The 25,317-nt window shown below is 74.9% G+C and carries 17 protein-coding genes; 16 read left to right on the top strand and 1 reads right to left on the bottom strand.

From position 1 onward, the window contains the following. The first annotated feature begins 18 nt into the window (after positions 1 to 18). From UO65_RS03900 to UO65_RS03890, 3 genes are read left to right on the top strand one after another with little or no spacing between them, the layout of a single operon-like run. Positions 19 to 1,095 carry an isocitrate/isopropylmalate family dehydrogenase gene (locus UO65_RS03900; RefSeq protein WP_035278792.1) on the top strand — a complete coding sequence of 359 codons (1,077 nt, stop codon included), beginning with the start codon at positions 19 to 21 and terminating at the stop codon, positions 1,093 to 1,095. Then, positions 1,092 to 1,727 (top strand): cysteine hydrolase family protein, encoded by a 636-nt coding sequence (locus UO65_RS03895; protein ID WP_052020645.1) that lies wholly within the window; start codon positions 1,092 to 1,094, stop codon positions 1,725 to 1,727. The genes UO65_RS03900 and UO65_RS03895 overlap by 4 nt, the downstream gene beginning before the upstream one ends. Then, positions 1,676 to 2,566 carry a class I SAM-dependent methyltransferase gene (locus tag UO65_RS03890; RefSeq protein WP_035278791.1) on the top strand — a complete coding sequence of 297 codons (891 nt, stop codon included), beginning with the start codon at positions 1,676 to 1,678 and terminating at the stop codon, positions 2,564 to 2,566. The genes UO65_RS03895 and UO65_RS03890 overlap by 52 nt, the downstream gene beginning before the upstream one ends. Positions 2,567 to 2,592: 26 nt before the next feature. Here UO65_RS03890 and UO65_RS03885 read toward each other — a convergent pair whose 3' ends face one another. Continuing rightward, complete coding sequence (locus UO65_RS03885; protein WP_035278811.1) at positions 2,593 to 3,621, bottom strand: polysaccharide deacetylase family protein; 1,029 nt, start codon at positions 3,619 to 3,621, stop codon at positions 2,593 to 2,595. A gap of 129 nt (positions 3,622 to 3,750) precedes the next feature. Here UO65_RS03885 and UO65_RS03880 point away from each other — a divergent pair, with 129 nt between their 5' ends. From UO65_RS03880 to UO65_RS36555, 13 genes are all read left to right on the top strand, one after another. Continuing rightward, the gene (locus tag UO65_RS03880) at positions 3,751 to 5,331 is read left to right on the top strand and encodes a putative glycoside hydrolase (protein WP_035278789.1); all 1,581 of its coding nucleotides are present in this window, start codon (positions 3,751 to 3,753) and stop codon (positions 5,329 to 5,331) included. A 218-nt stretch (positions 5,332 to 5,549) separates the two neighbouring features. Then, a complete protein-coding gene (gene dhbA / locus UO65_RS03875; protein ID WP_233427431.1) occupies positions 5,550 to 6,290 on the top strand; it encodes a 2,3-dihydro-2,3-dihydroxybenzoate dehydrogenase in 741 nt (246 codons plus the stop codon). Positions 6,291 to 6,388: 98 nt separating this feature from the next. Continuing rightward, on the top strand, positions 6,389 to 7,585 hold the full coding sequence (locus tag UO65_RS03870; RefSeq protein ID WP_035278786.1) for an isochorismate synthase: 1,197 nt from the start codon (positions 6,389 to 6,391) through the stop codon (positions 7,583 to 7,585). Then, positions 7,582 to 9,216, top strand: a complete 1,635-nt coding sequence (locus UO65_RS03865; protein WP_035278784.1) for a (2,3-dihydroxybenzoyl)adenylate synthase — start codon at positions 7,582 to 7,584, stop codon at positions 9,214 to 9,216. Before UO65_RS03870 ends, UO65_RS03865 begins: the two co-directional genes overlap by 4 nt. Before the next feature lie 3 nt (positions 9,217 to 9,219). Next, the gene (locus UO65_RS03860; protein ID WP_035278782.1) at positions 9,220 to 9,888 is read left to right on the top strand and encodes an isochorismatase family protein; all 669 of its coding nucleotides are present in this window, start codon (positions 9,220 to 9,222) and stop codon (positions 9,886 to 9,888) included. Further along, positions 9,885 to 10,133, top strand: a complete 249-nt coding sequence (locus tag UO65_RS03855; RefSeq protein WP_035278781.1) for a phosphopantetheine-binding protein — start codon at positions 9,885 to 9,887, stop codon at positions 10,131 to 10,133. Before UO65_RS03860 ends, UO65_RS03855 begins: the two co-directional genes overlap by 4 nt. Further along, entirely contained in the window at positions 10,130 to 10,999 is an 870-nt protein-coding gene (locus UO65_RS03850; protein WP_035278780.1) for a siderophore-interacting protein, read from the top strand. The genes UO65_RS03855 and UO65_RS03850 overlap by 4 nt, the downstream gene beginning before the upstream one ends. Before the next feature lie 36 nt (positions 11,000 to 11,035). Then, positions 11,036 to 12,031, top strand: coding sequence for an ABC transporter substrate-binding protein (locus tag UO65_RS03845; RefSeq protein WP_035278778.1), 996 nt, complete (start codon positions 11,036 to 11,038; stop codon positions 12,029 to 12,031). A 47-nt stretch (positions 12,032 to 12,078) separates the two neighbouring features. Further along, positions 12,079 to 13,041, top strand: coding sequence for a FecCD family ABC transporter permease (locus UO65_RS03840; RefSeq protein WP_035278777.1), 963 nt, complete (start codon positions 12,079 to 12,081; stop codon positions 13,039 to 13,041). Further along, complete coding sequence (locus tag UO65_RS03835) at positions 13,038 to 14,060, top strand: FecCD family ABC transporter permease (protein WP_052020643.1); 1,023 nt, start codon at positions 13,038 to 13,040, stop codon at positions 14,058 to 14,060. The genes UO65_RS03840 and UO65_RS03835 overlap by 4 nt, the downstream gene beginning before the upstream one ends. After that, a complete protein-coding gene (locus UO65_RS03830; RefSeq protein WP_035278776.1) occupies positions 14,057 to 14,833 on the top strand; it encodes an ABC transporter ATP-binding protein in 777 nt (258 codons plus the stop codon). Before UO65_RS03835 ends, UO65_RS03830 begins: the two co-directional genes overlap by 4 nt. A gap of 23 nt (positions 14,834 to 14,856) precedes the next feature. After that, the gene (locus tag UO65_RS03825) at positions 14,857 to 25,053 is read left to right on the top strand and encodes a non-ribosomal peptide synthetase (RefSeq protein WP_035278775.1); all 10,197 of its coding nucleotides are present in this window, start codon (positions 14,857 to 14,859) and stop codon (positions 25,051 to 25,053) included. Then, positions 25,050 to 25,223 carry a hypothetical protein gene (locus tag UO65_RS36555; RefSeq protein ID WP_161784426.1) on the top strand — a complete coding sequence of 58 codons (174 nt, stop codon included), beginning with the start codon at positions 25,050 to 25,052 and terminating at the stop codon, positions 25,221 to 25,223. The genes UO65_RS03825 and UO65_RS36555 overlap by 4 nt, the downstream gene beginning before the upstream one ends. Positions 25,224 to 25,317: the final 94 nt, after the last annotated feature.

The raw sequence follows: 25,317 nt of genomic DNA, 5'->3' as shown, positions 1-25,317 counted from the left end.
TCGGTGCGAAGGAGCACGGTGGAATCGACTGTCGGACTCGCTGTCGGCCGGGGGACCGGGCCGGAACTCGCGCGGGTGTTCGAACGGACCCTGACCGCCCTCGGCGAGTTGTTCTCGACCAGTTTCACCATCACCCGTTCCCCCCGGCTCTACCATTCCTACAACTCGTTGAAAACCCTCGACGCCGATCAGATCCGGTCGATCACGCGGGACGACGCCCGGCACTACGAGGAATTCTGCCGGGCCCAAGCGGAACTCGGGGTTTCCGCCGTATTCCGCACGGCGATCAACGCGCAATCCCTCTACCTCGTCCGCGAGCACCTGCGGGCGGTGAAGGTCGACGTCATCGAATCACCCGGTGCGACGCTGCTGCTGGTCCGCGACGAGGCCCAAGGCTTCTACACCGGGGAGAACACCCATTCCCCCGGTGCGGTGACCCGGACGATGGCCTTCACCGAGGACGTCACCGACGAGGTGATCGCCTTCGCGGTGCGGCGGGCCCGGCAGCAGTGGCCGGACACCGGGGCCGACCAGGTCGTCATGGCCTACAAGTTCCACCTGCTCGACGGCGCGCTCGGCGAGTGGGTCGCGCGCAGCGCCGCCCGCCACGGGGTGCGGATCGCGCTGGGCCAGCCGGACACGGTCAACCGCAACCTCATCGAACACGGCCTCTCGCCGCGGATGATGATCATCGGCGGCAACGAGTGGGCGGACGTGATGCACCCGTTCCTGCTCGACCGGTTCGGCTCCGAGCGCCAGGAGAACCGCTTCACCGAGAACATCCACCTGTGCCCCGAGGTGCGCGGGCTGGTCGAGTACCAGACGGTGCACGGCTCCGCCGACGACATCGAGGGCCGCGACGTGGTCAACCCGGTGGCGACGGTGCGGGCCGCGGCGGCGATCGCGGAACGGCACGGCTCCTGCGCGGGCGCGGTCGCCGCGGTGGAGCGCGCCCTCGACTCCGTGCTGACCCGGGGCACCCGCACCCCGGACCTCGGCGGCACGCACTCGACCACATCGGTGGTCGACGCCCTGCTCGCCGAGTTGGGCACGCCCACCCGAGCCGGGGAACCCGTGCTGGCGGCGGAATCGTGACCGGTCGGGAACGCGCGGCGCTCCTGGTGATCGACCTGCAACACGACTTCTGCACCGGTCCGGTCGTCGCGGCGCGGTTCGGCGGCGACACCGCGAAGCTGGACGCCGTCACCGCGAACGCGGCCCGCGCAGTCGACGTGGCCAGGGCGCACGGGGTGGAGGTCGTGTTCGTCCGGTTCCTCGGCGACCTCGAACACCAGGGGCCGAGCTGGCGGCGGCGCGACCAGGCGCTGGGCAAGCAGCCGAAGTGCCTCGACGGTTCCCGGGGCGCGGAGTTCCACCGGGTCTCGCCCGCGCCCGGCGAACGCGTCTTCACCAAGCGGGCCTGCTTCGACGCGTTCCTCAGCGACGGCTTCGCCGGGTACCTCGACCACCGGGGCTTCGACCGCCTGGTGTTCGCGGGCGTCTACGCCGACGTGTGCGTCGACTCGACCGCGCGGACGGCCTTCCAGAAGGGGTTCCACATCACCGTGCTGGCGGATTGCACCACCAGCCTGCACGGGTCCGATGAGGAGGTCCTGCGCTTCATGGGCGCGCTGTACGGCGCCCGCGTGACAACCCTTGCCGAGGAGGAGAACGCGTGGTCGACGTCCAGCCAGGAGCGGCCGGAGTGGAACGCGGCGTCGGCCTGACCGCGCTGCTGGTCGCCGCGGCCCGCGCCATCGAGACCCACCGGCACGACTCCCTGGTCCAGGACCACTACGCCGAGCACTTCGTGCGCGCGGCACCGGTGTCCGCCGGGTGGCCGACGCGGATCGAGGACGCGCCCGACGGCGACGCCAGCCCGCTGTGGGGTCGGCTGGCGCGCTACTTCGGCCTGCGCACCAGGGTTTTCGACGACCACCTGCTCCGGTCCGCCCGCGCGGGCGCCCACCAGGTCGTGCTGCTCGGCGCCGGGCTCGACTCCCGGGCCTTCCGCCTGGACTGGCCCCCGGGCTGCGTCGTCTACGAGGTCGACCGGGACGAGGTGCTGGCCTTCAAGCACCGGGTGCTCGACGGCGTGGGCGCCACGCCCCCGGTCACCCGCAGGCCGATCGCCGCCGACCTCCGGGACGAGTGGGCGGGCGCCCTGCTCGACGCCGGTTACGACCCCACCGCCCGCAGCACCTGGTTGGCCGAGGGCCTGCTGCTCTACCTCCCGGCGGGGGCGGAGAAGCGGCTCGTCGACACTGTGGACAGCCTGGTCACCCCGGGCAGCGACCTGGCCTACGAGGTCAAGGTCGGTGTGGAACCGGAGAAGGTGCGGGACAACCCGGTCTACGCCACCACGCGGCAGCAGATCGGCATCGACCTGCTCGGGCTGTTCGACGGCGAACCCCGCCCCGACTCGGCGGCCGACCTCGGCGCCCGGGGGTGGTCGACCACCACCCGCACCCCCTTCCACTCCACCCGCCTGCTCGGCCGCGGCCCCGAACCGGAGCCGGACGACGCGCTGGCGGCGAACCGGTGGGTGTTCGCCACCAAGCCGTGAACGCGCCCCGACCAGTGGGGCCGGGCTCAGTACGGCTGGGCCTGGGCGCGGAAGGTCTCCGCCACCGCGCCCGCGTCCTGCGGGAAGGACACCCGGTCGGCCACGCCGTCGGAGGTGTAGCGCTGGGCGGGGGCGGCGGCGAGCTTGTCCAGCCACACCGTGGAGGCGAACTCGGCCTCCTTGCCGGTGGCGGCCTGGGACCGGATGCGCGGGATGCGCACCGGGTCGAAGTCGCCGGAGTAGGGCGACGGGGCGGGGTTGGCGCCCACCAGCAACGCCCCCCGGTAGTGGTACTCGGCGCCGTCGGAGTGCCCGTTGACGGCCAGGCCCGCCTCGCGGGGGTGGATGCCGAAGGGCAGCGCGATGACCTCCGGCGCCCCGCCCGCCGCGCGGATGGCCTGGTCGCCGCGGGCGATGTCCTGCTGGGCGGCCAGCGGGCCCGCGGTGCGCAGGTTCGAGTGGGTCAGGGTGTGGTTGCCGACCTCCATGCCGTGCGCGCGCAGCCACGGGATCGTGCGCAGGCCGCCGGGGTCGGCGAAGGGGTCGGCGTTGACGAAGAAGCTGCCCACCGCGCGGAAGGCGGGGTGGGCGGCGGCCACCTCCCGCATGATCGCCACCGCGGTGCCCGGCACCGGATTGCCCTCCGGGGTCAGGGCGAACTGGGAGGGGTCGCCGTCGTCGAAGGTGAGCACGACCGGGTGGGTGCCCGCGGGGATGTCGATCTCGCCCTTGGCGTACTGCGCGGCCGTGACGGTCACGTAGCCCTCGCCCGCCAGGCGTTCCAGTTCGGCGCGGAAGTCCTCGGGGGAGCGGTCGTAGACGCTGTTCGGGTTGGCGATCACGCGGTGGTACATGAGGACCGGCACCTGGCCCAATTCGTTCGCCGAGACCTCCCGCGGCGTGGGCGGCGGCGGGCTCGCGGACGTCGGGGCCACCGGTGCCGCCGAGATGACCGGTGCGCTCGGGGCGGTGGCTTCGGGACTCGCGCAGGCCGCGGCCAGGGCGAGCACGGCCGTGGCGGCGGTCACCCGTCCGGCGGCAGCGAGGTCAGTCATGATCACCTCTCCACGGTCGACCGGTCGCCCGCTCGGCGCAACGCGGGCCACACGAAAGTATGACCTGGGATTACGGCACCGCCGAACGGGGAAAGCCGGGGCGAAACCCGTCAGCGGAGGGATTCTCACGTGGCAACTCAGGCTAGCCGCAGGCGGCGCGTCATACCGCTGCTCATCGGGGCGCTGGTCGTGCTGGCGATCGTGGCGCCGCTGAGCGTCCGGGCGCTGACGGCGTCCGACCCGGTGGTGTCCGGTGTGGACGAGGGCGCCACCGTCACCACCGACGCGGTGCGCCTGCTCAGCGTCAGCGCTCCGGAGGGCCAGGACCTGGCCGACGTCCAGGTGTTCCTCGACGGCGCCCCCGCGCAGACCCGCCGCGACGGCGACCGGCTGCTGCTCGCCGACCCGGCGCTGCCCGACGGTGCGCACAGCGTCTCCGCCCGCGTGCCCGCCAGGATGATGCCCGACCGCGAGGCCACCCGGAGCTTCACCGTCGACGGCACCGCGCCCGTGCTGGAGGTCGACCCGGTGGCGGTCAGCGACCCCCGCAAGCCCTTCACCCTCAAGGGCAAGGCGACCGGCGCCACGGCCGTGACCGCCGACGACAAGACCGTCCCGATCGGCGACGACGGCGCGTTCGCGGTCCAGTTCGACAAGGCCCCCGCCAAGGTGCTGCTGTCCGCCAGGGACGGTGCGGGCAACAGCGCCAAGCAGGACTTCACCGTGCCGGTGCGCCACCCCGGCATGAAGGCGGTCCACATGACCGCGATGGCGTGGACGTCGGACGCCCTGCGCGAACCGGTGCTCCAGTTGGCGCGCGAGGGCCGGATCAACACCATCCAGCTCGACATCAAGGACGAGAGCGGCGAGGTCGGCTACCAGTCGCAGGTGCCGCTGGCCCGCGAGATCGGCGCCACCCGCAGCCACTACGACGCCAAGGCCGTCGTCGACCAACTGCACCAGGCGGGGGTGCGGGTCGTCGGCAGGCTCGTCGCGTTCCGCGACCCGATCCTGGCCAGGGCGTCGTGGACCTCGGGCAAGACCGACCGGGTCGTGCAGACCCACGACGGCAGGCCGTGGTCGGGCGGCTACGGCGACTACGCCTTCACCAACTTCGCCAACCCCGAGGTCGTGGGTTACAACCTGGACCTGGCCACCGAGGCGGCGACCATCGGCTTCGACGACGTCCTCTACGACTACATCCGCCGCCCCGAGGGCGCGCTGGGCCAGATGAAGCTGCCCGGCCTGCAGGGCACCCCGGAGCAGGCCATCGCCGACTTCCTCGCCAAGAGCCGCGACGCCGTGCGCGACCGGGGTGCCTTCCTCGGCGCCTCGGTCTTCGGCATCGCCGCGTCCCGGCCGGGCCCGGTGGCCCAGGACATCCCGCTGATGTCGAAGCACGTCGACTACATCGCCCCGATGGTCTACCCCTCGCACTGGGGTCCCGGTGAGTACGGGGTGGCGCAGCCGGAGTCGCAGCCCTACGACATCACCGCCCGCTCGGTGGCCGAGTTCGTCGCCAAGGCCAAGGCCAAGGACAGCGGCACGCAGGTGATCCCCTGGTTGCAGGCGTTCAGCCTGCGCAAGTCCTACGGCCCGGCCGAGGTCCAGGCGCAGATCAAGGCGGCCCAGGACAGCGGCGCCAGTTCGTTCCTGCTGTGGAACGCGTCCTGCCGCTACGACACCGCGGGCCTGCAACCCGCCACCTGACATACGCGGCGGCATTCGCGAGGGGCGGTGGGCCAAGTGCCCGCCGCCCCTCGCCATGTCCGGGCACGGCTGGGACCACCCCCTGACATGCGCGAATCCAGATGTGTTCTGGGTCATAGGCACCTTGTCTTGCGGAGACGACGTCGTGAATTGGTAACTTAGGCAAGGCTTAGTTAACAACGCGCAAAGGGGGTGCTCGGGTGGGTGGGGAAACTGGGTTGACCGGGAAGGTCGCGGTGGTGACCGGTGCCGCTCGGGGGATCGGCGCCGCCATCGCGGGCGCCCTGGCCCGAGAGGGTGCCACCGTGGCTGCGGTCGACATCGAGGCCGGGGTCGCGGGCGGGGCGGTCGTGCCGTTCGCGGCCGACGTGGCCGACCCGGCGGCGATCGCCCGGGTGGTCGACGAGGTCGAGCGCGACCTGGGGCCGATCGACATCGGGGTCTGCGCGGCCGGGGTGCTGCGACCGGCGTCGGTGTGCGACACCCGGGACGAGGACTGGGCGGCGACGTTCGCGGTCAACGCCACCGGTGTGCTCACCGTGCTGCGCGAGGTGTCCCGGCGCATGGTGCCGCGCGGGCGCGGGGCGCTGGTCACCGTCGGGTCCAACGCCGTCGGCGTGCCGCGCGCCGGGATGGCCGCCTACGCCGCGTCCAAGGCGGCGGCGACGATGCTCACCCGGTGCCTGGGGTTGGAGCTGGCCGGGTCCGGGGTGCGCTGCAACGTCGTCTCGCCGGGGTCGACCGACACCGAGATGCAGCGCGCGCTCTGGACCGGGGGGAACGGTCCCGAGCGGGTCATCGCCGGGGACGCGGAGCGGTTCCGCGTGGGCATCCCGCTCGGCCGCATCGCCGATCCCGACGACATCGCCGACGCCGTGGTGTTCCTGGTGTCCGATCGGGCCCGGCACATCACCATGCAGAACCTGTACGTCGACGGCGGGGCGACCCTGTGCGCCTGATCCTCCGCGGTTCGTAAGTTTCCTCCTCCAGTCCTGCCTCGCCCGGGTGCGCCGGGTGGGAACGTCCGAAGTGGTTTGTTCGCGAAAGGGAATTCCGCGTGTCCGCTGCCGCCCTGGTGCGTCCCCGTCCGGTCCACCGGGCTGCCGACCTGCTGTCCGCCTACCTGCCCGGGTCGTTCTACTACTCCTCGGCCCGCGGCTCGCTGCTCGCCGACGGGGTGCACGCCCCGGTCGACGCCCCGCACGGCACCCGGGCCGCCGCCGCGGCGGCGGCGTTGACGGCGGCGGCCGTGGCCGGGGTCGAGGAACCGGTGGTGGTCGGCGCGATCGGGTTCCGCCCGGACGGTCCGAGCAGCCTGGTCGTCCCCGCGCTCGTCCGCCGGGCCGGTGCCCCCGGGGGCGACGGCCCCACCGGAGCGGCCCGCGTGCCCGCCTGGACGATCACGCCCCGGCCCGAACCGGCGGCCTACACCGCCGCCGTGCGCCGCGCCCTGGACCTGATCGACGACGGCGACCTGGACAAGGTCGTCCTGGGCCGGTGCCTCGACCTGCTCGCCGACACCCCGGTCGCGGTGCCCGCGCTGCTGGCCCGGCTGGTGCGCGCCGACCCCGCCGCGCACGCCTTCGCCGTGGACGTCAGCGCGCCGGGCGACCCGGCCCCGCGCACCCTGCTCGGGGCGAGCCCGGAGCTGCTGGTGTCGCGGCACGGCACCGAGGTGGTGGCCAACCCGCTGGCCGGTTCGCTGCCCAGGGTGGCCGACGAGGACGAGAACCGCAGGCGCCGGGCGGCGCTGCTGGCCTCGGCCAAGGACCGCGCCGAGCACGCGCACGTCGCCGCCGGGGTGGCCGAGGTGCTGGGCCGGTCCTGCGTCGACCTGGACGTGCCCGCCGAGCCGTCGGTGATCGGCACGCCGACGATGTGGCACCTGTCGACCCGCATCACCGGCCGGGTCGCCGACCCGGCCGACCCCGGCTCCTCGGCGCTGGCGCTGGCCGAGGCGCTGCACCCGACGCCCGCCGTGTGCGGGGTGCCGGTGGTCCGCGCCCGGGAGGCCATCGCCGACCTGGAACCGCTGGACCGCGGCCACTTCACCGGGCTGGTGGGCTGGACCGACCTCAACGGCGACGGCGAGTGGGTGGTCACCATCCGCTGCGCCGAGGTGTGCGACCGGTCGGTGCGCCTGTTCGCCGGGGCCGGGGTCGTCGCCGGGTCGGACCCGGCGGCGGAACTGGCCGAGACCGGCGCGAAGTTCCGCACGCTGCTGCGCGCGCTCGGCGCCGAGGACCCGCGATGACCCTCGACCACACCCCGTGGCCCGCGTCGGTCGCCGCGCGCTACCGCGCCGCGGGGCACTGGCGCGGCCAGACCTTCGGCGCGCTGCTGACCGCGCTGGCCGAGGCGCACGGCCCCCGCGTCGCAGTGGTGGGCGAGCGGGACGGGACCACCAGCCGCTGGACCTACGCCGAGTTCGACGACCGCGCGCACCGCATCGCCGCGGGCCTGGTCGACTCCGGCATCCGCCCGGGTGAGCGGGTCGTGGTGCAGTTGCCGAACGTGCCCGAGTTCGCCCCGGTCCTGTTCGGACTGTGGCGGGCCGGTGCCTGGCCGGTGTTCGCGCTGCCCGCCCACCGCCACAGCGAACTGCGCCACTTCGCCGAGCAGAGCGAGGCCGCCGCGATCATCACCGTGGGCGTGCACGAGCGGCACGACCACGCCGCCACCGCGCGCGCCGTGGCCGCCGACGTGGCCTCGGTGCGCCACGTGCACGTGGTCGGCTCCGCCGACTTCGACGACCTGTCCGCCACCGCCCCGCGCGAGCTGCCCGACCCCGACCCGTCGGGGGTGGCGTTCCTGCAACTGTCCGGGGGCAGCACCGGGCTGCCGAAGCTGATCCCGCGCACCCACGACGACTACCTCTACAGCGTCCGCGAAAGCGCCCGCATCTGCGCGCTGACCCCCGACAGCGTCTACTTGGCCGCCCTGCCCGCCGCGCACAACTACCCGCTCAGCTCACCCGGTGTGCTGGGCGCCTGGCACGCGGGGGCGAAGGTCGTGTTCTCGCCGCGCCCGGACGCCGACACCGCGTTCCGGCTCATCGAGCGCGAGGGTGTGACCATCACCGGGGTCGTGCCGCCGCTGGCCGCGGCCTGGGTGCAGACCGCCGCGCGCACCGGGCACGACCTGTCCACGTTGGACGTGCTGCTCGTCGGTGGGGCCAAGTGCGGCCGGGAACTGGCCGAGCGCGTCGGACCCGCCCTGGGGGTGCGGTTGCAGCAGGTGTTCGGCATGGCCGAGGGCCTGGTCTGCTACACCCGCCTGGACGACCCGGCCGAGGTGGTCCTAGGCACCCAGGGCCGCCCGATCTCCCCCGACGACGAGGTCCGCGTGGTCGACCCGGACAACCCGCTGGCGGGCTCGGACGACCTGGTGGCACCGGGGGAGCCCGGGGCGCTGCTGACCCGCGGCCCGTACACGATCCGCGGCTACTACCGCGCGCCGGAGCACAACGCGCTGGCGTTCACCCCGGACGGCTTCTACCGCACCGGGGACCTGGTGCGGCAGACGGAGTCCGGGCACCTGGAGGTCGTCGGCCGGGCCAAGGAGCAGATCAACCGGGGCGGGGAGAAGGTCGCCGCCGAGGAGGTCGAGGACCACCTCATGGCCCACCCCGACGTGCTCGACGCCGCCGTGGTCGCGGTGCCCGACGACTACCTGGGCGAACGCACCTGCGCCTACGTCGTGCCGGTCGCCGGGGCCGCGCCCACCGCGCCCGCGCTGCGCCGGTTCATCCGCGGGCGCGGGGTGGCCGCGTTCAAGGTGCCCGACCTGGTGCAGGTGGTCGAGGCGTTCCCGGTGACCGGGGTCGGCAAGACCAGCAAACGCGAACTGCGGGTGGCCCTGGCCGCCCTCGTGAAGGAGGCGTGACCCGTGTCCCTGCCCGAGATCGGTTCCTACCGGCTGCCCGAGGCGTCCGAACTGCCCGCCGGTCGGGTCGACTGGCGGCCCGACCCGGCGCGCGCGGCGCTGCTGGTGCACGACGCGCAGCGCTACTTCCTCGCCCCGTACCAGGGGGCGCCGCTGCCGGAGGTGGTCGCCAACACCGCCGCCCTGCTGGAGGTGGCCCGCCGCGTCGGGGTCCCGGTGTTCTACACCGCCCAGCCGGGCCGCCAGGCCGACGAGGACCGCGGCCTGCTGCTGGAGTTCTGGGGCGCGGGCATCGGCGCGGTCATCGACGACGACCCGCGCGCCGCGGACATCGTCGACGAACTCGCCCCCCGACCCGGCGACACCGTGCTGGACAAGTGGCGCTACAGCGCGTTCCAGCGCAGCCCGTTCACCGAGCAGCTGGCCGACCTCGGCCGCGACCAGCTCCTGATCACCGGCGTCTACGCGCACATCGGCTGCCAGACCACCGCGGTGGAGGCGTTCATGCGCGACGTGCGCCCGTTCCTGGTCAGCGACGCGGTTGCCGACTTCTCCCGCGAGCACCACGACCGGGCCTGCGAGTACGTCGCGCAGCGCTGCGGCGCCGTCACCACCACCGCCGCCGCGCTCGCCGCGCTGTCGGCGCCGATCCCCGCCGGAGCGCAGCGATGAGCACCCCCGAGACCGCCCTGACCGCCGAGCGGCTGCGCGCCGACGTCGCCGACGTGCTGGGCTGCGACCCGGCCGAGGTGACCCCGGACGTCGACCTGTTCGACCTGGGCCTGGACTCCATGCGCACGATGGCGCTGGTCGAGCGCTGGCGCGCGGCCGGGGCGCCCGCCGTCGAGTTCGCCGACCTGGCCGAGGAACCCCGGTTGGAGCGCTGGACCAGCCTGGTGACCGGGGCGGGCACGTGAGCCGGGTCGACCACCGCCACCGCCACCGCGAGCGCATCGCCGAGGTCCGCGCGGGCACCGCGGCGGAGAAGGTCGGCTACCCGATCCGGGTGCGCACCGCCGAGGTGGTGCGCACCGCCATGGTCGGCACCGGTCTGCTGCGGGTCACCCTGGGCGGCCCGGGGACCGAGGGGTTCGAGGCGCACTCGCCCGACGAGCACGTGAAGGTGCTGTTCCCGGAGCCGGACGGCACCCTGCGCCTGCCCGAGCCCGACGGCGACCTGCTGCGCTGGCCCAAGCCGTCGCCCACCTCCCGCGAGTACACCGTGCGCCGCTACGACCCGGCCACCGGTGAACTGGACCTGGACGTGGCCCTGCACGCCGGGGGACTGGGCGCCGACTGGGCGCGCACCGCCGAACCCGGCGCCGAGGTGCACGTCGCGGGCCCGCCCGGTGGGCTGATCGTCCCGCACACCTACGACCGCTACCTGCTCGCGGGCGACCTCACCGCGCTGCCCGCCATCGCCCGCTGGCTGGAGGAACTGCCCCGCACCGCCCGCGGCTGGGCGTTCGTCGAGGTCGCCGACGCGGGCGAGCGGATCGACCTGCGCGCCCCCGAGGGGTTCGAGGTGCACTGGCTGCACCGCGACGGCGCCGCGCCCGGCACCACCGACCTGCTGGAGCGGGCGGTGCGCGGGATCGACGTGCCCCGGGGCGAACGGATCTACGCCTGGATCGCGGGGGAGGCGGGCTCGATCAAGCCGCTGCGCCGCTGGGTCCGCGACGAACTGGGCCTGGGCAGGGCCGACCACGACATCACCGGCTACTGGAAGCGCGGCGTCGCCGACTTCGACGACGAGGACGACCACCCGCACGACCACCACTGATACCCCCGAAGTACGAGCGAAACCCCGAGGAACCCCATGCCCATCCCCAGAATCACCGGCATCGCCAGCGCGCTGGTGCTCACCATCGGCCTGGCCGCCGGTTGCGGCTCCGGCGACGCCGAGCCCGGCGCGGGCGCGGGCGACACCCGCGTCTTCGCCGCCGACAACGGCCAGATCACCATCCCGGTCGCCCCGAAGCGGGTCGTGGCCACCGGGTACGCCGTCCCGGCCCTGCTGGAGGCCGACGCACCGCTGGTGGGCATCTCCTCCTGGCAGCGGGGGCTGCCGATGATGACCGCCGAGGACCGCGCGAAGTACGACGAGCTGAACAAGGTGGCGGGGGAATCCGCCGCGGAGACCAACTACGAGGCGATCGCCCAGGCCGAACCGGACCTGATCGTCATCGGCGTGCCCAAGCCGGTGCTCGCCGACATCGACCTCAAGCGGCTGGAGGCGGTGGCCCCGGTCGTGGCCATCGGCCCCTCGCTGCCCTCGGCGTGGCGGGACCTCTCGCGCAAGCAGGCCGACGCGGCGGGCGCGCTGGCCACCTTCGACGCCAACCGCGACGCCTACCAGGCCAAGACGAAGGAACTGGCCACCAAGTACGCCTCGGTGCTGCCCGGCCTCAAGCTCGCCCACCTCGGCGCCTACGGCGAGGTCGCCAACGGCAACTTCCAGCGCGAGTTCAATGGCTCCTGGGGCACCAACATCGCCCAGGACCTCGGGGCGAACTACTACGGCCAGGTCAAGGTCAAGGGCGGCGGCTCCAAGGACGTCAGCGAGTACCCGTCGATCGAGGAGCTGCCCGCGGCCTTCGCCGAGGCCGACGCCATCACCTACTCCGTCGCCGCCGACGGTTCGGTACCCAAGCCCGTGCAGTACGTCCTGGACTCCCCGCTGTGGAAAGAGTTGCCCGCGGTGAAGGCGGGCAAGGTCTTCGCGCTGCGCTACACCGAGGCCGCGACCTACCGCTCGGCCATGACCACCGCGGACGCGATCGACCGGGCGTTCGCACCGCTGCTGGCCCCGTGACCGCTGTCCAGGCCGCACCCGCGCGCTCCCGGTCGGGGGCGCGCGGGGTGTGGCTGCTCCTCGCGCTGGCCGTGCTCGCCGCGGTGGCGGTGCTCAGCCTCGCCGTCGGCGCGCACACCATCGCCCCCGCCGGGGTGCTGCGGGCAGTGTTCGAGCCCACCGGCTCCAGCGACGACCTGGTGGTGCGCGACATCCGCGCGCCCCGGGCGCTGCTGGCCGCCGCCGCGGGCGCGGCGCTGGGCGTGGCCGGGGTGCTGGTGCAGGTGCTCTCGCGCAACCCGCTGGCGGAACCGGGAATCCTCGGGGTGAGCACCGGCGCCGGGTTCGCCATCACCATCGGCTCCGCGCTGGGCGCCACCACCGCCGCGACCGGGCAACTGGTGCTGGCCGTGGTCGGGTCGGTGCTGGCGATGGCGCTGGTGTACGCGGTGGGCCACCGCTCGCCGCTGCGGCTGGTGCTCGCCGGGGTCGCGCTGAGCTCGGTGCTGTCCGGGGTGTCGCTCGGGCTGCGGCTGCTGCTGCCCGAGGTGTTCGACGAGTACCGGTTCTGGGTGGTCGGGTCGCTGGCCGGGCGGGAGCAGGCGCCGACGCTGCTGCCCCTGCTGGCCATCGCCGCCGCCCTGCTCGGCGCGCTGCTGCTGAGCAGGCAGCTCAACGCCGTGGCGCTCGGCGAGGCGGTCGCGCACACCCTGGGGGTGAACGTGGCCGGGGTGCGCGCCGGGGCGCTGGTGCTGATCACCGTGCTGGCCGGGGCGGCGACCGCCGTGGCCGGGCCGATCCTGTTCGTCGGGCTGATCGTGCCGCACCTGGCCCGGCGGGTGGCGGGCGGTTCGGTGCCCTGGCTGGTCGCCTTCGCCGCCGTCCTCGGCCCGGTCCTGCTGCTGGTGTCCGACATGGGGGCGCGGGTGCTGCTGCCGGTCGGGGAGGTGCCGGTCGCGATCGTGACCGCGTTCCTCGGCGGGCCGGTGCTCATCTGGGCGGTCCGCCGCTACGGGGCGGCGCCGCTGTGAGCGCCGTCGTCCTGCGTCGCGGCCCGGTGTCCTTCCGGGTCGAGCGCCGCACCCTCGTCTTCACCGCCGCGGCGGTCCTCGTCATCCTGGGGCTGGGGCTGCTCGGCCTCTGCTACGGCGCGGTCTGGGCCAGTCCGGCCAAGGTCTTCGCCGCGCTCTCGGGCTCCAGCGGCGGTTCCAGCGTCGTCATCCGCGACTGGCGGCTGCCCAGGGTGCTCTCCGGGGTGGTCTTCGGGGCCGCGCTCGGCGTGGCCGGGGCGATCTTCCAGGGCATCACCCGAAACCCGCTGGGCAGCCCGGACGTGATCGGGCTGGACTCGGGCGCCTACACCGGGGCGCTGATCGCGCTCACCGTCGCGTCCGGGACCTCCGCGCAGCTCACCACCGGATCGGTTCTGGGCGGCGTGGCGACCGCGACGGCGGTGTACCTGCTCTCGCGCAAGGGCGGGCTGTCCGGGCTGCGGCTGGTCGTGATCGGCATCGCGGTCAACGCCATGCTGACCGCGGTCAACTCCTGGATCGTGCTGCGCGCCGAACTGGAGGTCGCCATCGCCGCGGGCTCCTGGAGCGCGGGCTCGCTCAACGGCGTCGGCTGGGACGACCTGGCGATCCCGTTCGCCGTGCTGGCCGTACTGCTGGTGCTGCTGGCGCTGCGGTCGCAGGCCACCCACCAGTCCGGCCTGGGCGGCGAGGTCGCCGTCACCACCGGCGTCGGCCTGGAGCGGCTGCGGCTGCACCTGGTGCTGATCGGCGTCGGCTGCACCGCCACCGTCACCGCCGTGGCCGGTCCGATCGCGTTCGTGGCGCTGGCCGCCCCGCAGATCGGCAGGCGGCTGGCCGGTGCCCCCGGTGTGCCGCTGCTGCCCGCCGCGCTGACCGGCGCGGCCCTGCTCCAGGGCGGTGACCTGCTCGCGCAGGCGCTGCTCGCCCCCGTCGCCCTGCCGGTCGGCGTGGTCAGCACCGCCATCGGCGGCTGCTACCTGATCTGGCTGCTCACCAAGGAGGTGCGGCGGACGTGACCGCCCGCTTGACCGCGCGGGACCTGACCCTGCGCTACGGCGACCGGGTGGTCTCCACCCGGCTGACGCTGGACGTGCCCGACGGCGCGTTCACCGCCGTCGTCGGCCCCAACGCCTGCGGCAAGTCCACGCTGCTGCGCGCGTTCGTGCGGCTGCTGCGCCCCACCGGGGGCGCCGCCCTGTTCGACGGGCGCGCGGTGGGGGAGTACCCGGGCAAGGAACTGGCGCGGGCACTGGGTTTCCTGCCGCAGGAGCCCGTCGCCCCGGAGGACGTCCGGGTGCGCCAGCTCGTCGCCCGGGGCCGCTTCCCGCACCAGAGCCTACTGTCCACCTGGTCGGTCGCCGACGAGGAGGCCGTCACCGAAGCGATGGAGGCCGCCGGGGTCACCGACCTGGCCGACCGGCCGGTGCACGAGCTGTCGGGCGGTCAGCGGCAACGGGTGTGGGTGGCGCTGGTGCTGGCGCAGCGCACCCCGTACCTGCTGCTCGACGAACCGACGTCGTTCCTCGACATCACCCACCAGTACCAGTTGCTGGAGCTGCTGTCCCGGCTGCGCGACGCGGGCCGCACCGTGATCGCGGTGCTGCACGACATCAACCAGGCCTGCCGCTACGCCGACCACCTCGTCGCCCTGCGCGACGGGCGGGTGGTCGCCGAGGGGCCGCCGTCGCGGGTCGTCGACGCCGCGCTGGTCGACAAGGTCTTCGACCTGCCGTGCGTCGTCGTGCCCGACCCGGTGACCGGCACCCCGATGGTCGTCCCCTCCTTCTGACCTCCCGATCCCAGGAGCACGCGTTGAGCACAGCCCACGCCGACACCACGTCCACGGTGGACCCCGACCTGCCCGGGGCCGCCCTGGAGCTGACCGGCGCCCAGCGGGGCATCTGGGACGCGCAGCGGCTGGAGCCGGACTCGCCGTACTACGTCGTCGGCGACGTGCTGGAGATCAGCGGGGCCGAGCCGGTGGACGTGGCGGCGCTGCGCGCGGCGATCCGCGCCACCACCGAGGAGGCCGACAGCCTGCGGCTGCGCGTGTCCGACACCCCGGACGGCCCGCGCCAGGTGGTCTCCGCCGACCCGGTGCCGCTGCCGGAGGTCATCGACCTGCGCGCCGAGGCCGACCCGGTGGCCGCCGCGCACGCCCTGGTCGCCGCCGAGCGCGACCGGGTGGCCAAGGCGTGCCGGGGGATGGTGGACCGCCCGCTGTTCTCCCACACCGTGCTGCGCCTGACCGACCGGGAGGTGTGGTTCACCCAGCTCGGGCACCACCTGGTGTTCGACGGCTACACCGCGGCGATGCTGGCCCGCCGCGCCGCCGCGCACTACACCGCCCTGGTGCGCGGCGAGCAGCCGCCGCCCCCGACCTTCGGCCGGTTCGCCGACGTGGTCGCCGCCGACCTGGCCTACCGGGGCAGTGCCCGCGCCGAGCGGGACCGGGCCTACTGGCGGGAGCGGTTCACCCCGCTGCCCGACCTCGACGACGGCACCGGGGCGACCGGCCTGCCCGAGCGCACCGTCACCGCCCGCGCGGTGCTGGACGCGGCGGACCTGGCCCGGTTGAAGGCGGTCGCGGAGGGGGTCGGCGCGACCTGGGGGGAGGCGCTGATCGCCTGCTACGCGGCGTTCCTGCACCGGGTGCTGGGGCAGGCCGACGTGGTGTTCGCGCTGCCGCTGATGTGCCGGGTCGGGTCGGCGCTGCGCACCCCGGCCATGGCGGTCAACGTGCTGCCGCTGCGGGTCGCGGTGTCCGGCGGCGACGGGCTGCCCGAGCTGACCGCGCGGGTGGCGGCGGCGATGCGGGAGATGCGCGCGCACCAGCGCTACCGGGGCGAGGACCTGCCCAGGGACCTGGCCGTCGCCGGGGCGGGGGCGCTGCTGCACGGGCGCGGGGTGAACCTCAAGGCGTTCGACCTCGCCCTGGACTTCGCCGGGGCCACCGGGGTCATGCGCAACGTCGCGGGCGGCCCGCCGGAGGACATGGGGCTGAGCGTGCTGCCGACCGGGGACGGCGGGCTGCTGCTCGGCTTCGAGGTCGACGCCCGCACCCACGACCAGGCCGGGGTCGACCGCAGGCTCGACGCCCTGCGCGCGCTGATCACCGCGCTGACCGACCCGGCAGCCCCCGCCGTCGGCCGGGTGGACCTGGTCGCCCCCGAGGACCGCGCGCACCTGCTGGCGGAGTGGCGCACCGCGCCCGCGCCCGGTACCCCGCTCGACGTGCCCGCCCTGCTGGCCGGTCTGACCGACCGGGGCGGGGAGACCGCGCTGGTGTGCGGGGCGGAGCGGCTGGCTACGGCCGAACTCGTAGCCCGGGTGCACCGCCTGGCGCGGCTGCTGCGGACGCGTGGCGTCGGCGCCGACGACGTGGTGGCGCTGCCGCTGACCCGCTCGGTCGACCTGGTCGTGGCGCTGCTGGCGGTCCTCGACGCGGGGGCCGCCTTCCTGCCGCTGGACGCCGAGCACCCCGCCGAGCGGCTGCGCGCCACGACCACCGAGGCCGGGGCGGTGCTCGCGCTCGCCGAGGCGGCCACCGCCGACGCCGTGCCCGCCGGGGTGCCGCACCTGCTGCTGGACGCACCGGAGGTCCGCGCGGAACTGGCGGGCTTGCCCGACTCCCCACTGTCCACTGAGGAACTGTCGGCGCCCCGGCACCCCGACCACCTCGCGTACGTCATCTTCACCTCCGGGTCCACCGGAACTCCCAAGGGCGTGCTGGGGCGCGTCGGCGGCCTCGCGTCGCTGGTGCACCACCACCGCTCGACCACCGTCGCGGAGGCCGAGCGCAGCGCGGGAAGGCGGCTGCGGGCCGCGCACACCTACTCCTTCGCCTTCGACTCCGCGCTCGACCAACTGCTGTGGCTGCTGTGCGGGCACGAACTGAACCTCTACCCGGCCGACCTCGCCCGCGACGCGGAAGCCCTGCTGACCGCGTTCACCCGCGACCGCATCGATGTCGTCGACACCACCCCGTCGATGGCCGCGCCCCTGGTCGAGGCGGGCCTGCTCGACGGCGCGCACCGCCCGACCCTGCTCATCCTCGGCGGCGAGGCCGCCCCGCCCGCGCTCTGGCGCCGGGTGGCCGAATCCGGGGTTCCCGCCCGCAACCTCTACGGCCCCACCGAGGCCACTGTGGACAGCGTGGGCGCCCGGATCGACGGCGGTGCCCCCACGATCGGCTTCCCGGTCCCCGGAACGCGCGCCTACCTGCTGGACAACGCGCTGCGCCCGGTCCAGCCCGACAGCCCCGGTGAGCTGTACCTGGCGGGACCGCACCTGGCCCGTGGCTACCTCGGCCGACCGGGGGCCACCGCGGAGCGGTTCCTCGCCGACCCGTTCGGCGACCCCGGCGACCGGATGTACCGCACCGGCGACCTGGCCCGCTGGGTGCCCGGTCGGGGGCTGGAATACCTGGGCCGCCGTGACGGGCAGGTCAAGGTCCGCGGCCACCGGGTGGAACTCGGCGAGGTCGAGGCCGCCCTGGGCGCGCTGCCCGGGGTCGGCGCCGCTGCCGCCGCCGTCCGCACCGACACCGGCACCGCCCGGCTCGTCGGTTACGTCGTGCCCGCCGCGGGTGCCACCCCCAGCCCGGACGGGGTGCGCGCGGCGCTGGCCGACCGCGTCCCCGACCACCTGGTGCCCTCGGCGGTCGTGGTGCTGGACGCGCTGCCGGTGACCACCAACGGCAAGCTCGACCGCGCCGCCCTGCCCGCGCCCCGGACCTCGGGCGCGGGCCGCGCCCCGGGCACCGAGCGGGAGCGGCTGCTGTGCGCGACCGTCGCCGAGGTGATGGGGGTCGACCGGGTCGGCCCGGACGACGACTTCTTCGCCCTCGGCGGCGACAGCATCACCGCCATCAGCGTCAGCAGTCGGTTGCGCGCCCACGGCCTGGACCTGCGCCCCCGCGACCTGCTCGCCCGTGGCAGCTTCGCCGCCCTGGCCGCCGCCGGGCGCGACCTGCGCGCTGCCGAGCCTGCGGACCCCGCCGAGGCCGACGACCCGACCGGGTCGGTGCCCGCGCCGCCCATCGTGCGCGCCCTGCTCGACGGGAACCCCGACCTGACCGCCATCGCCGGGTACGCCCAGTGGACGGTGGTCGACCTCGACGGCCCCCTGCCCCTGGACCGCCTCGTCCACGGTGTCGGCGTGCTCCTCGACCACCACGACGCCCTGCGCCTGCGGGTGTCGCCCGAGGGTGAGCTGGTCGTGGCGCCGCGCGGGTCGGTGCTCGCCGACCGCGTTGTCAGCGAGTCCACCGTGGACAGTGCAGCCGAGGTTGCTCGCGCGGCAGCCGCGTCCCTCGACCCGGTCTCCGGTGACCTGGTGCGGGTCGTCCTGCTGCGCGACCCGGACCGGCTGGTGGTCGTCGTCCACCACCTCGCCGTGGACGGCGTGTCCTGGCGCGTGCTGCTGCCCGACCTGCGTGCCGCGTGCACCGGCGGGTCCCCGGCCCCGGTCGGCACCTCGTGGCGCCGCCACGCCCACCGGCTCGCCGAGCAGGGCGCCACCGGCGCCCGCCGCACCGAGGTCGAACACTGGCGGCCCGCCCGCGACGACTTCCGCCTGGGCGCCCGCCCGCTGGACCAGGCCCTCGACACCACCGCCACCGCCCACCGCAGCACCACGCTCGCCTCACCCGAGGCCAGCACCGCCGTGCTCACCTCCCTGCCCACGGCCTACCGCGCGGGCGCCGATGAGGTGCTGCTGGCCGCGCTGGTCCTGGCCCTGCGGCTCTGGCGCGACGAGCAGCGCGACGCGGTCACCGTCACCGTGGAGGGCCACGGCCGCGACCAGGCCGGGCTCGACCTGTCCCGCACCGTCGGCTGGTTCACCGCCGAACACCCCCTGCGCCTCCCCGCCGACGCCGTCCGCGCCGACGCCGACCTGGCCGACGCGCTCGCGGGCGGCGACGCCACCGGCCGGTTGGTGCGCGCGGTCAAGGAGGCCAAGCGCGCCGTCCCAGACAGCGGCACCGGGTACGGCGTGCTGCGCCACCTCGACCCGGAGACCCGCGCCGGGTTCGCCACCCCGCCGCCGGACGTCCTGCTCAACTACCTGGGCCGCTTCGCCCCGCTGCCCGGGTGGCGGCTGCCCGAGGACGACCCGTTCGCCGTCGTCGAACCCCCGGCGAAGGCGCTGGAACAGGTCCTCGCGCTCAACTGCTTCGTCCGCGAGGACACCACCCCCCGCATCGCCGTCGAGTGGACCGCCGCCGGGTTGGTGCTCACCCCGGCGGAACTGGCTGGGTTGCGGCGGGCGTGGGATACCGCGCTGGCCGCCCTCGCCGCGCACGCCGACCGCATCGGACCCGACGGCGGCGGCCTCACCCCGTCCGACCTGCCGCTGGTCGACCTCGACCAGGACACCATCGACGCCCTGGAGCGGCGCGGTCGGGTGCTCGACGTCCTGCCCGCCACCCCGTTGCAGGTGGGCCTGTCATTCCACACCCTCCTGCGCGCGGACCAGGACACCGACGTCTACGTGGTGCAGGCGATGACCCTGCTGCGCGGTGCCCTCGACCCCGACCGGATGCGCGCGGCAACCGGGGAACTGCTGCGCAGGCACCCCGCGCTGCGCGTCCACCTGCACACCACCGCCACCGGCGAGGTCGTCCAGGTCATCCCGGCCGGGACCACCCTCGACTGGCGCCACGCCGACCTGTCCGGGCACACCGCAGACGACCGCGACCGCCTGCTGGCCGAGCACTGCCGCGCCGACCTGGACCGCCCCTTCGACCCCGCGACCCCGCCGCTGGTGCGCTTCCTGCTGTGCACCCTCGGCCCCGACGAGCACCGCTTGGTCATCACCAACCACCACGCGCTGCTCGACGGCTGGTCCATGCCCCTGGTCGGGCGCACCCTGCTGGCCACCTACGCCGAACTCGGCGGCGGCCCACCCGCGCCGACCGCCCCCGCCCTGACCGACCACCACCGCCTGCTGGCGGGCCGCGACCACGCCGCCGGGCTCGACGCCTGGCGCACCGCCCTGGCCGGGCTCGACGGCGGAACCCACCTGGCCCCCGCCGCCGCGGTGTCCACAGTGGCCCGACCGGAACGCGTGACGGTCAACCTGGGCCGCGACTTCAGCGACCGGCTCCGCGGCTTCGCCCGTGGTCGCGGCGTCACCGCCACCACAGTTTTCCAAGCCGCGTGGGGGGTGTTGCTCGGCAGGCTCACCGGCCGCCGCGACGTGGTGTTCGGCTGCCCGGTCTCCGGCAGGCCCGCCGAACTCGACGGCGTCGAACGGGTCATCGGCCAACTGGGCAACACCATTCCCGTACGGGTCCGCACCGATCTCGCCGAAACCGCCGCCGCCCTGCTCGACCGGGTGCACACCGACAGCGTTGCCCTCGCCGAGCACCACCACGTCGGGCTGCCGGACGTGCAGCGCGCCGCCGGTCTCGGCGAGCTGTTCGACACCATGCTGGTGATGGAGAACTTCCCGCTCTCCAGCCGCGACCGCACCACCCTGGCCCCCGGCCTGGACCTGGTCGGCGTGGACATCACCGACGCCACGCACTACCCGCTGACCGTCATCGTCATCCCCGGCGAAGAGATCGTGGTGGGCTTGGGCTATCAACCGCAGGCCTTCGACGAGGACACCGTGCGGGGCTACGGCCGCTGGCTGCGCACCCTGCTGGAGGAGATCGTCACCGACCCGGACCGCCCGGTGGCCCGGCTGCGCGCCCTCGACCCGGCCGAGCACCACGCGCTGCTGGCGCTGGGCGAGGGCGCCGAGCCGAGCAGGCCCGTGGGCGGCTGCCTGGAGGAGTTCGGCCGGTGGGTGCGCGAAACCCCGGACGCCGACGCCGTGGTCTGCCGCGACCGCACCCTGTCCTACGCCGAACTCGACCGCCGGGCCAACCGCCTCGCCCACGCCCTGCGCGAGCGCGGGGTGCGCCCGCAGGACCCGGTGGCCGTCCTGCTCGGCCGGGACGTGGAGCTGGTCGTGGCCCTGTTCGGCGTGTTCAAGGCCGGGGCGGTGCACGTCCCGATGGACCCGACCTACCCGGCCGACCGGCTGGCCTACATGCTCGCCGACATCGCGCCCGCCGCCGTGGTGGCCACCCCGGACTCCCTCGCCTTGGCCGTCGATATCCCGGTCCTCGACCCCACCGCCGTGGCTGGACCATCCACTTGGGACGAAGACCCGATCGAGGCGCGGCAGGGGATCAGCGACGACTCGATCGCCTACGTCATCTACACCTCCGGCACCACCGGCAGGCCCAAGGGCGTCGCCGTGGCGCACCGGGGCCTGCCCAGCCTGGTCACCCTCCAGGAGGACGTGGTCGGCATCGGCGAGCGCGAGCGCTACCTGCACTTCGCCTCGATCGGCTTCGACGTGGCGTTCTGGCAGTTCATGCTGCCGCTGCTCTCCGGCGGCGCCTCGGTCATCGCCCCGGAGGAGGTGCGCGTGCCCGGCGACGAGCTGCTGGACTACATCACCGAACACCGAGTGACCGGGGTGAACCTGCTGCCGTCGTTCCTGGCCGCCATGCCGGACGACCGCGAGGTGGACCGCGACCTGTTCTTCGTCGTCGGCGCCGAACGCCTCGACCCCGAGCTGGCCCGCCGCTGGGGTGACCGCCGGGCGCTGTTCAACGCCTACGGCCCCACCGAGGTGACCATCAACTCCGTTACCTGGACCTACCGGCCCGACGACCCCGGCCCGCTGCCCATCGGCCGCCCCGACCCGCACGTGCGCGCCCACGTCCTGGACGCGGGCCTGCTCCCGGTGGGCGTCGGGGTGACCGGTGAGCTGTACCTGGCGGGACCCAAGCTCGCCCAGGGGTACGTCAACCGCGCCGCGCTCACCGCAGAGCGGTTCGTCGCCGACCCTTACGGCCCGCCGGGGGAGCGGATGTACCGCACCGGCGACCTGGTGCGCTGGCGCCCCGACGGGCAACTGGTGTTCCTCGGCCGCGCCGACCACCAGGTCAAGCTGCGCGGGTTCCGCATCGAGCTGTCCGAGGTCGAGACCGTCCTGAGCCGCCACCCCGGGGTGCGCGCCTGCGCCGTGCTGGTGCGCGGGGACCGGCTCGTCGGGTACGTCGTGCCCACCGACGGCGCCGACCCCGATCCGGCGTCGCTGCGCGCGCACCTGGGCGCCGACCTGCCCGACCACATGGTGCCCACCGCTTTTGTCCTCCTGGACCGGCTGCCGCTCGGCCCCACCGGCAAGCTCGACCGCGACGCCCTGCCCGCCCCCGCCGCGCACACCGCCGCCGAGGACCGGGCGCCGACCACCCCGACCGAGGCCGCGCTGCTGGCGGTGTTCCGCGAGGTGCTGGGCGACGTGCGCCTGGACGACTCGTTCCTCGACGTCGGCGGCGACAGCATCGTCTCGCTGCGGGTGGTGTCCCGAGCCCGCCGCGCCGGGCTCACCCTGACCGCCCGCGACGTGTTCGAGGGCGGCACCATCGCCGGGATCGCCGCCCGCTGCGGAACCGATGAGTCCACAGAGGACGTACCGGCGGTGGGTGACGCGCCGCTGACACCCGTCATGCGGGACCTGGTGAGCCGTGGCCGGGCGGACTCCTTCTGCCAGTGGGTGCAGGTGTGCGTCCCCCCGGGCGACGAAACCACCTGGCGCGCGGTGCTCGACGCGGTCCTGGCCCGCCACGACGCGCTGCGCGGCCACCTCGCCGACACCGACGACGGCCCGGTGCTGCGCATCCCCGAGGCGGGCGCGGTGACCGCCGCCGACGTCCTCGCCGCCGTCCCCGCCGCCGCAGATCCGGGCGCGCAGGCGGAGACGCACATCACCCGCCTGCGCGCCGCCATGGACCCGCGCACCGGGCCGCTGCTGCGCGCGGTGTGGATCGACGCCGGTCCCGCCCTGGGCAGGCTCGTCCTGGTGGCGCACCACCTGGTGGTCGACGCCGTGTCCTGGCGGGTGCTGCTCGACGACCTCGCCCACGCCCACTCCGGCGCCGACCTGCCCCGCTCCGGCCTGCCCCTGCTGGCCTGGGCGGAGGCCCTGCGCGCCGCCGCACCGGCCCGGGAGGTCGAGCGGGAGCACTGGCGCCGCGTCGCAGCCGCCCCGCCCGCCCCGCTCTCGGGAACCGTGCTCGACCCGGTCCGCGACACCGCCGCCACCGCCGTGCACCACCAGGTCCGCATCGACCCCGACACCACCCGTGCCGCGACCGCCACCCTGCCCGCCGCCTACCGCACCACCCCGGACGCGGTGCTGCTCACCGCGCTGGCCAGGGCTGTCGCCGTCTGGCGCGGCACCACCCCGGACCTGCTGGTCGCCCTGGAGGGCCACGGCCGCCCCGCGCACCGCCCCGACTTCTCCGGCCCCGTCGACCTGGCGCAGACCGTCGGCTGGTTCACCGCCGTGCACCCCGCCCGCATCACCCCGCCCCCGGGCACCGCGCCCGCCCTGCGCGCGGTGCGCGACCACCTGCGCGCCGCGGGCGACGGCCTCGGGTACGGCATCCTCGGCGGCGACCTGGTCCGCCACCCCGACGTGAGCTGGAACCACCTGGGCCGCTTCCCCGCCGCACCGACGGGGGAAACCGCCTGGCAGCCCCCGCCGGGCGCCGACCCGCTCGGCTCCGGCGGCGACGAACTCCCGCTCCCGTACCCGCTCATGGTCAACGCCCTGATCCGCGACGACGGCGACGGCGAAGCGCTTGGTGTCCGCTTCACCTGGCCCGCCGCCCTGTTCACCCCGGCCGAGATCACCGACCTGGGCGAACACTTCACCCGCGAACTGACCCACCTCACCGCCGGGTTCCCCGACGGCCAGGTCCTCCCGCTGACGCCGATGCAGGAACTGATGCTCGACCAGGCCCGCTCCCCGCACGGCGACCCCTACACCGCGCAGGCCGCATTCACCCTGCGCGGCGACCTGGACCTGACCGCCCTGCGGGCCGCGGGCGCGGAACTGCTCGCCAGGCACCCCAACCTGGGCGCGGTGTTCCCACCCGCCCACGCGGTGCAGGTTCTACCCACCCGCCCCGAACCCGGGTTCCGAGTCCGCGACGTCACCGACGCCGACGTGGACGCGGCGCTGGCCGAGGACCTGGCCGAACCGTTCGACCTCGCCGCCGGGCCGCCCCTGCGGCTCACCGTGCTGCGCCGTGGGGACAGCCGCGCCGACCTGGTGCTGACCAGCCACCACGTCCTCTCCGACGGCTGGTCCGCCCCGCGCATCCTCACCGAGCTGTTCGCCCACTACAGCGGCACCGCCCTCCCGGAGCCGGTCCCGTTCTCCCGGCACACCCGGTGGCTGGCCGCCCGCGACCACGCGGTGGACCTGCGCGCCTGGCAGGTCGAACTGGCCGACCTGCCCGAGGGCGACCACCTCCTGCGCGGCAGACCCGCCCCCGTCGCCCCGGCCGACCCGGTCCTGTTCGACGTCCCCGCACCGGTCGTCGGCGCGCTGTCCACCGCCGCCACCGGCCGCGGGCTCACCGCCAACACCCTGCTGCAAGGGGCGTGGGCGGCGGTCCTCGCCACCCGCTCGGGCCGCCGCGACGTCAGCTTCGGCACCATGGTCGCCTGCCGACCGGCCGAGGTGGACGGGGTGGAGGACATCATCGGCCTGCTCGCCAACACCGTCCCGGTGCGCGCCCACCTCACCGGCACCACCGCGGCGGCACTGGCCGACCTCCAGGCCCGGCAGCAGGCGCTGGTGGAGCACCAGCACCTCGGCCTCGCCGAACTGACCGCCCTCACCGGCCGCGCCCGCCTCTTCGACAGCCTGGTGGTCTTCGAGAACTACCCGGTCGACCCGGCGCGGCTGCGCGAACCGGCCCCCGGGCTGCTCGTCACCGGCACCCGGTTCCGCGAGCGCACCCACCACCCGCTCACCCTCACCGTCGTCCCCACCGGCGCCGGGTGGACCGGGGTCCTCGCCCCGCAGGCAGGCATCTTCGACCCCGGCGAGGTCGACGCCCTCGCCGCCGACCTGCTCCGAGCCCTGCGCGCACTGCCCGCCCTGCTCGACGCGGACGTGGAGCGCCTGCTGGGGGAGATCTCGTGAGCGGGCGCACGGCGTCTGCCGCACCGGCCGTGGAGGCGCCCCGGTGGCGGGCCGCCTTCGTGGTGGTGCCGGGCACCTCCCTGGCCGCCATCGCCGTCTCGGTCGTCCTGGACGTGCTGTCCGACCTGCTCGGCAGGGACATCGATCGAATGCTGGGGGAGTTGTCATGAGTGAGCGCACGGCACCGGCTGCGCCGGTGGTGGACGCGGCGCTGTGGCGGACCGCTTTTGTGGTGGTGTCGGGCATCTTTGAGGCTGCCACCGC

The organism is Actinokineospora spheciospongiae (assembly GCF_000564855.1).
Classification (GTDB): domain Bacteria; phylum Actinomycetota; class Actinomycetes; order Mycobacteriales; family Pseudonocardiaceae; genus Actinokineospora; species Actinokineospora spheciospongiae.
Note: the sequence above shows the minus strand (reverse complement) of the source record. Positions and strands in the feature narration are given on the sequence as shown.